The organism is Pseudomonas sp. FW305-70, from assembly GCF_058783925.1.
Genome location: NZ_JBYSYZ010000003.1, coordinates 255764 through 266427, shown reverse-complemented (window position 1 = coordinate 266427; position 10664 = coordinate 255764). Strand labels below are relative to the sequence as shown.

10 protein-coding genes and 3 tRNA genes are annotated in these 10664 nt (G+C 59.4%); 3 read left to right on the top strand and 10 right to left on the bottom strand.

Annotated features, from left to right (window positions below):
• Position 1: 1 nt before the first annotated feature.
• The 6 genes from AC3WN7_RS04175 to rluD form a co-directional block, all read right to left on the bottom strand.
• A tRNA-Lys gene (locus AC3WN7_RS04175) sits at positions 2-77 on the bottom strand.
• A 5-nt stretch (positions 78-82) separates the two neighbouring features.
• A tRNA-Pro gene (locus AC3WN7_RS04170) sits at positions 83-159 on the bottom strand.
• Positions 160-168: 9 nt separating this feature from the next.
• Positions 169-244 (bottom strand) — tRNA-Asn (locus tag AC3WN7_RS04165).
• A gap of 300 nt (positions 245-544) precedes the next feature.
• Positions 545-3109, bottom strand: coding sequence for an ATP-dependent chaperone ClpB (clpB, locus tag AC3WN7_RS04160; RefSeq protein ID WP_102675256.1), 2565 nt, complete (start codon positions 3107-3109; stop codon positions 545-547).
• Between the two features lie 130 nt (positions 3110-3239).
• Positions 3240-3965 (bottom strand): peptidoglycan editing factor PgeF, encoded by a 726-nt coding sequence (gene pgeF / locus AC3WN7_RS04155; protein ID WP_095965640.1) that lies wholly within the window; start codon positions 3963-3965, stop codon positions 3240-3242.
• Positions 3962-4924: a 23S rRNA pseudouridine(1911/1915/1917) synthase RluD gene (gene rluD, locus AC3WN7_RS04150; RefSeq protein ID WP_007990414.1), complete on the bottom strand. Its 963-nt coding sequence runs from the start codon at positions 4922-4924 to the stop codon at positions 3962-3964. The genes pgeF and rluD overlap by 4 nt, the downstream gene beginning before the upstream one ends.
• A gap of 151 nt (positions 4925-5075) precedes the next feature.
• On the opposite strand from rluD, the gene AC3WN7_RS04145 reads away from it, so the two are divergent.
• From AC3WN7_RS04145 to AC3WN7_RS04135, 3 genes are all read left to right on the top strand, one after another.
• Positions 5076-6098, top strand: a complete 1023-nt coding sequence (locus AC3WN7_RS04145) for an outer membrane protein assembly factor BamD (RefSeq protein WP_015096879.1) — start codon at positions 5076-5078, stop codon at positions 6096-6098.
• A gap of 199 nt (positions 6099-6297) precedes the next feature.
• Positions 6298-6531, top strand: a complete 234-nt coding sequence (locus tag AC3WN7_RS04140) for a PP0621 family protein (RefSeq protein WP_102675257.1) — start codon at positions 6298-6300, stop codon at positions 6529-6531.
• Between the two features lie 344 nt (positions 6532-6875).
• The gene (locus AC3WN7_RS04135; RefSeq protein WP_102675259.1) at positions 6876-8213 is read left to right on the top strand and encodes a sigma-54-dependent transcriptional regulator; all 1338 of its coding nucleotides are present in this window, start codon (positions 6876-6878) and stop codon (positions 8211-8213) included.
• Positions 8214-8226: 13 nt separating this feature from the next.
• On the opposite strand, the gene thiO is transcribed toward AC3WN7_RS04135, so the two are convergent.
• The 4 genes from thiO to AC3WN7_RS04115 are packed head-to-tail and all read right to left on the bottom strand — an operon-like array spanning position 8227 to position 10652.
• The gene (gene thiO / locus AC3WN7_RS04130) at positions 8227-9327 is read right to left on the bottom strand and encodes a glycine oxidase ThiO (protein WP_102675260.1); all 1101 of its coding nucleotides are present in this window, start codon (positions 9325-9327) and stop codon (positions 8227-8229) included.
• A 56-nt stretch (positions 9328-9383) separates the two neighbouring features.
• Entirely contained in the window at positions 9384-9785 is a 402-nt protein-coding gene (locus AC3WN7_RS04125; protein ID WP_102675261.1) for a type IV pilin protein, read from the bottom strand.
• Positions 9786-9799: 14 nt separating this feature from the next.
• Entirely contained in the window at positions 9800-10201 is a 402-nt protein-coding gene (locus AC3WN7_RS04120) for a hypothetical protein (protein ID WP_102675262.1), read from the bottom strand.
• Positions 10188-10652 (bottom strand): pilus assembly PilX family protein, encoded by a 465-nt coding sequence (locus AC3WN7_RS04115; protein WP_371918087.1) that lies wholly within the window; start codon positions 10650-10652, stop codon positions 10188-10190. Before AC3WN7_RS04115 ends, AC3WN7_RS04120 begins: the two co-directional genes overlap by 14 nt.
• Positions 10653-10664 lie beyond the last annotated feature (12 nt).

Here is a 10664-nt window from a genome sequence, read left to right as displayed (position 1 = left end):
ATGGTGGGTCGTGTGGGATTCGAACCTACGACCAATTGGTTAAAAGCCAACTGCTCTACCAACTGAGCTAACGACCCAAATATGGTCGGGGTAAGGGGATTCGAACTCCTGACATCCTGCTCCCAAAGCAGGCGCGCTACCGGACTGCGCTATACCCCGGTTTGAAATTGGCTCCGTGACCAGGACTCGAACCTGGGACCCAATGATTAACAGTCATTTGCTCTACCGACTGAGCTATCACGGAACTACACATTTCAATTTACAACTTTGAAGCTTTACTGCGTTCTCTTCGACCCGTTCGCATCGCTGCGTTCGTGTGTCTGAGGCGCGCTATTCTACAATCTTCAGCACCTCTGTCAACCCCCTAAATTGCTTTCAAGTTAATGATTTGCAACTTATTTTGGATTCCTGCTTGGGGAGCGGAAACCCTGGCGGGTGACTGACTGCGGGGCGCACTTTACAAGCCTTTTCCTTTGAGTTCAACAGCCTAACGAAAAAAAGGCCTCGTTATGCGAGGCCTTTTCGATTTTGTTGCCGTTAAGGATCAGACGAAGACGATTTCGTCGTTTTCCACCACACCGTGAGCGGTATCGCCCGGCATGAACCGTCCGGACAGAATCAGCTGCGCCAGCGGGTTCTCGATCCAGCGCTGGATAGCACGCTTGAGCGGCCGTGCGCCGTACACCGGGTCGTAACCGACCGCGATCAGCTTGTCCATGGCTTCAGGGCTGAGCTCAAGCTTCAGCTCGCGCTCGGTCAGGCGGCTACGCAGACGACCCAACTGGATCTCGGTAATGCCGGCGATCTGATCCCGCGCCAACGGCTCGAAAATCACCACTTCGTCGACCCGGTTGATGAACTCCGGCCGGAAGTGGCTGGAAATCGCATCCATCACCGCCGCGCGCTGCGCCTCACGGTCACCGACCAGTTCCTGGATCTGCACTGCCCCCAGGTTGGAGGTCATGACAATCACGGTGTTCTTGAAATCCACCGTGCGGCCATGGCTGTCGGTCAAACGGCCGTCTTCGAGCACTTGCAGCAAGATGTTGAACACATCCGGGTGCGCCTTCTCGACTTCGTCCATGAGGATCACCGAATACGGCTTGCGACGTACGGCCTCGGTCAGGTAACCGCCCTCTTCATACCCCACGTAGCCCGGTGGCGCACCGATCAGGCGAGCCACGGAGTGTTTCTCCATGAACTCGGACATGTCGATCCGCACCATTGCCTCTTCGGTATCAAAGAGGAATTCGGCCAACGCCTTGCACAGCTCGGTTTTACCGACACCGGTCGGGCCGAGGAACATGAACGAGCCGCTCGGGCGATTCGGGTCGGACAACCCGGCACGGGAACGCCGCACCGCGTTGGAAACGGCCACCACCGCTTCATCCTGGCCGATCACACGCTGGTGCAACAGGCTTTCCATCTTCATCAGCTTGTCGCGCTCGCCTTCGAGCATTTTCGACACCGGAATACCGGTCCACTTCGACACGACTTCGGCGATCTCTTCTTCAGTCACCTTGCTGCGCAGCAACTGGTTTTCGGCTTTGCCATGCTGATCGACCATTTGCAGGCTGCGCTCCAGATCCGGGATCACCCCGTACTGCAACTCGGCCATGCGGTTCAGGTCGCCTTTGCGGCGGGCTGCCTCCAGCTCCTGACGGGACTGTTCGATTTTCTGCTGGATCTGCGCAGAACCCTGGACTTCGGCTTTCTCCGAGTTCCAGATTTCTTCGAGATCGGAGTACTCACGCTCATGACGAGCGATTTCTTCCTGCAATTTTTCCAGACGCTTCTTCGCCGCGTCGTCGCTTTCTTTCTTCAGCGCCTGGGATTCCACCTTCAGCTGAATCAGGCGACGCTCCAGACGGTCCAGCACTTCGGGCTTGGAGTCGATCTCCATGCGGATGCGGCTGGCGGCTTCGTCGATCAGGTCGATGGCCTTGTCCGGCAACTGCCGGTCAGTGATGTAGCGATGACTGAGCTTGGCCGCCGCAATGATCGCGCCGTCAGTGATGGCCACCTTGTGGTGAACCTCATAACGCTCTTTGAGGCCACGCAGGATGGCGATGGTGTCTTCTTCGCTCGGCTCGTCCACCAGCACTTTCTGGAAACGTCGCTCGAGAGCGGCGTCCTTTTCTATGTATTGGCGGTATTCGTTCAGCGTGGTGGCGCCCACGCAGTGCAGTTCACCGCGGGCCAGGGCCGGCTTGAGCATGTTGCCCGCATCCATCGAGCCTTCGCCTTTACCGGCGCCGACCATGGTGTGCAGTTCGTCGATGAACAGGATGATCTGCCCTTCCTGCTTCGACAGTTCATTGAGCAGGGATTTCAGGCGCTCTTCGAACTCACCACGATACTTGGCACCGGCAATCAGCGCCCCCATGTCCAGGGACAACAGACGCTTGCCCTTGAGGCCATCCGGCACTTCGCCATTGATGATGCGCTGGGCCAGGCCTTCGGCGATGGCGGTTTTACCCACGCCAGGCTCACCGATCAGCACCGGGTTGTTCTTGGTACGACGTTGCAGCACCTGGATGGTCCGGCGAATTTCATCGTCACGGCCGATCACCGGATCGAGCTTGCCGTCTTCGGCGCGCTTGGTCAGGTCGACGGTGTACTTGTCCAGGGCCTGGCGTGCTTCCTCGTGGTTCGGATCGTTGACGGCCTCACCACCACGCAGGTTGTTGATCGCGTTTTCCAGGGCTTTCTTGCTCACGCCCTGACCGAGCAACAGCTTGCCGAGCTTGCTGTTCTCGTCCATGGCGGCAAGCAGCACAAGCTCGCTGGAGATGAACTGGTCGCCTTTCTGCTGCGCCAGACGATCGGCCTGGTTGAGCAGGCGCGCCAGATCCTGCGACATATTCACATCGCCGGTCGGGTTCTGGATTTTAGGTAGCTGGTCGAGCTCTTTGGTCAGCTCTTTACGCAGGCTATTGACGTCGAAGCCCACCTGCATCAACAGGGGCTTGATCGAGCCGCCCTGCTGCTCGAGCAAGGCTTGCATCAAGTGCGCCGGTTCAATGGCCGGATGATCGTGGCCGACAGCCAGGGATTGGGCATCGGACAACGCTAACTGCAATTTGCTGGTTAAACGGTCTATACGCATGGGTCACCTTCCTTTTGAGCAGGCCGGACCTATAAAACATCCTGAATGAAGAAACCTGCCAGATACCACAATAGATGTGGTCGATTCTGGGAGTTTCAAGCGTCGTGACGTTGATGCAGATCAGACAAGTCTAGCGTTCGAGCCAAACCAAGGAGGCAAACCGACCAGTGCGAGGACTGCGGCGGTAAGAAAAGAAGCGAGGGTCGGTTACGGTGCAGAGACCACCCCCATAGACAGCCGTGACACCGCGAGCCGCGAGCCGCAGACGTGCCAGCCTATAGATGTCGGCCATGAACTTGCCGGGGTTCTGACTCGGCACAAAAGCCTCAGCGGCTTGCGGCAACTGCTGAACGAAGGTCTCGCGCACTTCCGGGCCGACTTCAAAGGCCTGCGGGCCAATGGCCGGACCGAGCCAGACCAGTACTTCGGCGGATGGCACATTGAGGCTGTCGAGAGTCGCTTCCAGCACACCTGCCGCCAACCCGCGCCAACCGGCATGGGCTGCCGCGACACGCGTACCGGCACGGTCGCAAAACAGCGCGGGCAGGCAGTCCGCAGTCATCGCTGCGCAGGCGACACCCGGCGTTGAAGTCCAGCTGGCATCAGCCATGTCCACCCGCCCCGGATCGGCATGAGCCACGACAATGCCGTGGACCTGCTGCAGCCAGGCCGGTTGAATGGAGAAATGATCGGTCAAACGACGGCGATTCTCGGCAACCGCTTCGGGGCTGTCGTCGACGTGATCGCCGAGGTTGAGGCTGTCGAACGGCGCCACACTGACGCCGCCCGCACGGGTGGTCACACAGGCTTTGACCCCGGCCGGCGCGGGCCAGTCAGGAATCAGCCAGTCACTCATCCGATGAACGCCTCGCGGTCTTGCTTGAGCAGGGTCAACAGCCAGACGAAGTCTTCCGGCAACGGCGATTCCCAGCTCATGCGCTTACCGGTGGTCGGATGATCCAGTTCCAGGAAACGCGCATGCAGCGCCTGACGCGGGAAATTCTTCAGCGACTCGACCATGGTCGGGTTGGCGGCCGGCGGAATACGGAAACGACCGCCGTAGGCCGGATCTCCGACCAACGGGTAGTTGATGTGCGCCATGTGCACGCGAATCTGGTGCGTACGACCGGTTTCCAGCTTCACCCGCACGTGAGTGTGGGAGCGGAAGCGCTCGAGCACGCGGTAATGGCTGACGGCTTGCTTGCCACCTTCCATCACGGCCATGCGCTGGCGTTGCTGGCCGTGACGACCGATCGGCGCGTTGATCTTGCCGCCGGCTGTCACCACACCGATCACGATGCACTCGTATATCCGGCTGACGCTGCGACTCTGCAACTGTGTCACCAGCTGCGTCTGCGCCTGAATGGTCTTGGCCACCACCATCAGACCGGTGGTGTCCTTGTCCAGACGATGCACGATACCGGCGCGGGGCACATTGATGATGTCCGGCACGTGGTGCAGCAAGGCGTTGAGCAAGGTGCCGTCGGCATGACCGGCAGCCGGGTGCACCACCAGGCCCGCAGGCTTGTTGATCACCAGGATGTCGTCGTCTTCATAGACGATGTCCAGGGCTATGTCTTGAGCGACCCATTCGCCCTGAGCTTCCTGCTCGGCAGTCAACTCAAGGATGGCGCCACCGTGGACGATGTCTCGCGGGCGGATAACCGCCCCATCCACAGTCAGGCGGCCGTCTTTGATCCAGGCGGAAAGGCGCGAGCGCGAGTGCTCAGCGAATAATTGTGCGGCGACTTGATCGAGGCGTTGGCCGCCCAATTCGGACGGCACCTCTGCGCGAAGTTCAATTTTATCGGACATGCTCAGACTAGGCGTCGGCACAGCCTTTGGTTTCGGCTGCGCGCTTGTGGTTAAATACGGCGTCTTTTGCCCCGAGGCTTTTCAACGGGGCGCTCATCATAACAGGACGGCCACGCCCAAGACAGCGGCCGTCATAGGGACGCAAGCCGCCATGCAAGTGAAACACCTGCTGCTGATCGCCATCCTCGCATTGACCGCTGCTTGCTCATCGAAGGAAGTCGTAGACGAAAACCTCAGTGAAGTCGAGCTGTACCAACAGGCTCAAAATGACCTGGACAACAGTAGCTACACCTCCGCCATCGCCAAGCTGAAGGCTCTGGAGTCGCGTTATCCGTTCGGTCGCTATGCCGACCAGGCGCAACTCGAGCTCATCTACGCCAACTACAAGAACACCGAGCCGGAAGCGGCCAAGTCCGCGGCTGAGCGCTTCATTCGTCTGCACCCACAGCATCCGAACGTCGATTATGCCTACTACCTCAAGGGTCTGACTTCTTTCGACCAGGACGTCGGCCTGCTGGCGCGTTTCCTGCCGCTGGACATGACCAAGCGTGACCCGGGCGCCGCCCGCGACTCCTATAACGAGTTCGCCCAGCTGACCAGCCGCTTCCCGAACAGCCGTTACGCACCGGATGCCAAGCAGCGCATGATCTATCTGCGCAACCTGCTGGCGGCCTACGAAATTCACGTAGCCGACTACTACCTGACCCGTCAGGCCTATGTCGCGGCGGCAAACCGCGGTCGTTACGTGGTGGAAAACTTCCAGGAAACCCCTTCGGTCGGCGACGGCCTGGCGGTGATGACCGAGGCCTATCAGCGCCTGCACCTGGACGAACTGGCTGCCACCAGCCTGGAAACCCTGAAGCTCAACTACCCGAACCACCCGACGCTGGTAGACGGCCAGTTCGTGCCGACCGTGGCCGAAGCCGACAACCGTTCGTGGCTGAGCAAGGCGACCCTGGGCCTGATCGAATCCCGTCCGCCGCTGCCACCAGGCGAAACCCGCGCCAATCAGGACGTACAGAAGCAGTTCCAGGACGCCAAGGATGCGATTCCATCCGAACTCAAGCCTAAAGACGACAATGGCGACGTGATCGAAGAAGAAAATCACGAAGCGGAAGGCAACAACAGCGACCGCTCGTGGTTCAGCTACATGACCCTGGGCGTGTTCGACTGACACCTCGCACTGTGCAAAAGGGAGACTTGTAGGAGCGAGCTTGCTCGCGATGGACGTCAACGTTCACGCGCTTTGTCTGAATAAACGCGTCGTCCTTGAGACCATCGCGAGCAAGCTCGCTCCTACATAAGCTATTAGGCTGTGCGCTGGTCATGTCCTTGGCTAAACTAGCCAATCACTCGTCGAAAAGCAGCTCACCATGCTTCGTTTATTGTTCTGGATTGCCCTGATTGCCGCTGCCGTATGGTTCTGGCGCAAATTCAAGGGTCAGGCATCCACCCCCAGCCCCCCTGCCGAACGGGATGCGGCGCCCATGGTCCGCTGCGCCCATTGCGGTGTTCACCTGCCCCGTGACCGCGCGCTGAGCCTCGACCAGCGGTGGTATTGCAGCCAGGCTCATCTCGAGCAGGACAAGGACTCCAGCGACCGCTGACACTCTCCCGATTTGGCAGCCGATCGAGGACTATCGCTGGCACCCAAGGAACTGAAAGGCATCGAGTGACGTCTGACACAGATTATTCAAGACCTCTCTCTGCGAATGAACCGGGTAATCAAAAACGTCCTGTACCTGCAGCGCCGCGCGCAAATGTCGCCGCCATGGCTTGACCTGAAATCACTGGAAATACTCCATCCCGAAGCCCCCGCCCCGTCTATCAAGGGCCCGGGGCTTTATCTGTCCGGCCAGCCGGGCGAAAGCACTCCGTCCCGCCTAGACTTCAAGGCACGCCAGGAAAGCGGCTGCTTTTGCATGACCTTTGCTCACGGACGGAACCTAGCTTGAACACGAGACCACGACAAAAAGTCTTGATCGTCGATGACGAACCAGACATACGCGAACTCCTGGAAATCACCCTGGGAAGGATGAAACTGGAGACGTTCAACGCCCGCAATGTCGTCGAAGCGCAATCGCTACTGAAAAGCGAAACATTCGATCTCTGCCTGACCGACATGCAATTGCCGGATGGCACCGGCCTGGAATTGGTGCAGCACATCCAGCAACGCCACCCTCAGGTCCAGGTGGCGATGATCACCGCCTATGCCAGTCTCGAAACCGCAATCAATGTGCTCAAGGCCGGAGCATTCGACTTCCTCACCAAACCGGTGGACCTAACGCGCCTGCGTGAACTGGTCACCAGCGCCCTGCTGCTTCCTGCCCGCGGAGTCGACATCGATCGCCGTTTACTGGGCGACTCATTACCCATGCGCAACCTGCGCAAGCACATCACCAAACTGGCCAACAGTCATGCGACGGTATACATCAGCGGAGAATCCGGCAGTGGCAAGGAATTGGTCGCGCGCCTGATCCATGATCAAAGCCCCCGCGCCAAGCAGCCGTTCATTGCGATCAACTGCGCGGCGATTCCCTCGGAACTGTTGGAGAGCGAGTTTTTCGGCCATCGCAAAGGCAGCTTCAGCGGCGCCATCGAAGATAAACCCGGTCTGTTCCAGACAGCTCACGGCGGCACCCTGCTCCTGGACGAAGTGGCTGACCTGCCGCTGGCAATGCAGGTCAAACTGCTACGCGCCATTCAGGAGAAAGCCGTACGCAGCGTCGGCGGGCAGCAGGAAGTGGCGGTGGATGTGCGCATTCTCTGCGCCACACACAAGGACCTTGGCGCCGAAGTCGCCGCCGGGCGATTTCGGCATGATCTTTACTACCGCTTGAATGTGATCGAACTCCGGGTGCCGCCCTTGCGCGAGCGTCGCGATGACATCGAGGTGCTGGCCAGCCACATTCTCAAGCGCCTGGCCGCCGATACGGGTCAACCGGCAGCCAGACTCCACCCCCAAGCCCTCGATGCGCTGAAAAGCTATCGCTTCCCGGGCAATGTGCGGGAACTGGAAAATATGCTCGAACGGGCTCACACCTTGTGCGAGGACAATCAGATCGAAGCCATTGACCTGCGTCTGGCTCAAGGCAATTGCGCAGCTGAAAGTGGAATGCCGGACCTGTCCCGGATAGACAATCTGGACACCTATCTGGAAAACGTCGAGCGCCAACTGCTGCTCCAGGCCCTGGAGGAAACCCGCTGGAACCGCACGGCGGCGGCTCAGCGGTTGAATCTGTCATTCAGGTCGATGCGTTACAGGCTCAAGAAATTGGGACTGGATTGAGACTTTAAACAGATCACAGTCTTCCAGCAGGCGCATAAGGCGTCGGATCGATAATCGGCGTACGGCCCAGCATCACATCGGCAAACAACTGACATGACGCCGGCGCCAACACCAGTCCGTTACGGTAATGCCCACAGTTGAGCCAGAGCCCGTCAAACCCGGGCACCGGGCCGATATAGGGAATGCCCTCGGGTGATCCCGGGCGCAATCCGGCCCAGTGCCCCACCACTTCGGCATCGGCCAGTGCCGGGATCAATTCCACCGCCGACGCCTTCAGGCTTTCCAGTGCCGACCCGGTCGGTGTCTTGTCAAAACCTTCATGCTCCAGCGTACTGCCGATCAGTATGTGTCCGTCGCGCCGGGGAATCGCATAACGGCCCTTGGCCAGGACCATGCTTGGCAGGAAGTCCGCCGCGCACTTGTAGAGAATCATCTGCCCTTTCACCGGCTCGACCGGCAGCGTCAGATCAAGACGCTTGAGCAACTCACCGCTCCAGGCCCCCGCCGTCAGGACGACTTGATCGCCGAGAACAGCTCCTGTGGCGGTCTGCACGCCGACCACTTTGTTGCCGTCACGAACAAACCCGCTGACTTCGCACTGCTCATGGATCGTCACGTTCGGCAGCGCCAGCAACGCGGCCTTGAGCGACTTCACCAGACGCGGGTTACGCACGTTGGCGACGTCGGCCATGTAGATCGCCCGGGAAAAACCGCTGCCCAGCACTGGCACGGCGTCGTGTGCCGCCGAGATATCCACGGCGCTCAACGGACGATGTTCCCGGGCGGCCCAGGCCAGCGCTTGGGCCTCGTCATCCAGATCCAGCCAATACAGACCGGTGGTATGCACTTCAGGATCAACACCGGTGGCGGCGAACAAGCGCTCGCCCAGTTGTGGATAAAAGTCCTGTGACCAGTGAGCCAACGCAGTGACCGCCGGGCTGTAGCGCCACGGGTAAAGCGGCGAAACGATGCCGCCACCGGCCCAGGACGACTCCTGACCGACGTTCGAGCGATCCAGCAGCACAACGCTTTGCACATCGGAGGCGAGATTGAAGGCCGTCAGCAAGCCAATCACCCCACCGCCGACAATCACCACTTGCTGTTGCCTGGTCATGTTCTGATCCAATCGTTAAATAGACAGAGGGTGCAAAAGGCACCCGAAAAAGAAACTCAGCGCCCCCAGCAATCTTTGCTGGTCAGGCCGGACATCGCATTGACCATACCCAGTACACCGGTGTTGGTGATGGTCAGATCACCGCATTTGTCAGTGGCCATGCTTGAGCCGGCCTTGCGTACCGCCGTCAGCAGAAAGGTCTGGTCGGTCAGGGCTGGAGTGATGCTGTAGTAGTCATTGCCGGCGCTGAGGCCCGTCGCATCGGTGTAGATATTTTTCTGCGAGTAGAAGCGCTCCAGCAGCTGCGCCTGCTCCGAAAGCAGACCAGCGACTTCCGCGCGACGGCCCTTGTTCAGGTACTCGGTGAAACTCGGGGCGGCAATGGTCATGACAATCCCGATGATCGCAATCACGATCATGATTTCGATCAGGGTAAAACCGCGGTTGGAACTACGCATGCCTCAACTCTCACTTACTGTATTTGTCGCCACATGATGCGACGGCTGCCACCGGATTTTTCCATCCCTGGCGTATCGTCGCCAGTGGAATCGTTCACGCCCCCGCCATTATCACCGGCGTCCTGGGTCGAATGCTCTCCGACGAAGATCACGCCTTCAGACAGGGTGTCGAGGTTGTCGACCACGCCATCGGCGTTGCTGTCGAGCATCTTAACGCTGATCGCTTCGGGCAGCTTCAGGCAGACGGCTTTCAAGCCCTGATTGCCATGATAGAAACCGTACCAGTTGCCATTCGCCAGACAGGTTGGCCGGTTCAGCGCTGGCGTGGCTGCGTGCGCCGACATCGACAGGTCAAGCGCGACCACGACGCCGAGCAGGTGTGACCATAACCTGACAGCTCGCTCAGTACTTCGCATAGATACTCTCCACCACACTGCGCGAATGACCCGCGATGCCGACTGCGGTTACCCGATACAAGGTCGCCGGGGTATTGATTGGCACATTCACCGCCTTCTTGCTGACACCGATGTTTTGCACGCCATAAAAACCCTTGCCCGATGCAATCCAGGTCACTCCGGAAGTGGCGTTGAAGCCGGCTGCGGTAATGGTCGAGGACTCGGACGGTGGTGCACATTGAACGATGCCGCTGCAAACAGGTAGCGCATAACTGTCCCGCTGCACGCCACTCTCGCCCACCCGCAATGCTGCCTCGGCGCTCTGAAACGACTGGTTGTGCAAGGCGACGCTACCGGCCATCTTTTCCTGCAGGGTCGCACTCTGCATCGAGGAAAGACCAATCAGCGTCAGCAAGAGCAAGAACACCAGACTGACCAGCAGCGCCATGCCGCGCTGGGGGTAATGCGTCATGGGAGAACGATT

Coding starts and splice junctions, on each gene's coding strand:
- pgeF (WP_095965640.1), bottom strand. CDS start 3,965: ATGAGTGACTGGCTGATTCCTGACTGGCCCGCGCCGGCCGGGGTCAAA.
- rluD (WP_007990414.1), bottom strand. CDS start 4,924: ATGTCCGATAAAATTGAACTTCGCGCAGAGGTGCCGTCCGAATTGGGC.
- AC3WN7_RS04115 (WP_371918087.1), bottom strand. CDS start 10,652: ATGACGCATTACCCCCAGCGCGGCATGGCGCTGCTGGTCAGTCTGGTG.
- AC3WN7_RS04120 (WP_102675262.1), bottom strand. CDS start 10,201: ATGCGAAGTACTGAGCGAGCTGTCAGGTTATGGTCACACCTGCTCGGC.
- AC3WN7_RS04125 (WP_102675261.1), bottom strand. CDS start 9,785: ATGCGTAGTTCCAACCGCGGTTTTACCCTGATCGAAATCATGATCGTG.
- clpB (WP_102675256.1), bottom strand. CDS start 3,109: ATGCGTATAGACCGTTTAACCAGCAAATTGCAGTTAGCGTTGTCCGAT.
- thiO (WP_102675260.1), bottom strand. CDS start 9,327: ATGACCAGGCAACAGCAAGTGGTGATTGTCGGCGGTGGGGTGATTGGC.
- AC3WN7_RS04140 (WP_102675257.1), top strand. CDS start 6,298: ATGCTTCGTTTATTGTTCTGGATTGCCCTGATTGCCGCTGCCGTATGG.
- AC3WN7_RS04145 (WP_015096879.1), top strand. CDS start 5,076: ATGCAAGTGAAACACCTGCTGCTGATCGCCATCCTCGCATTGACCGCT.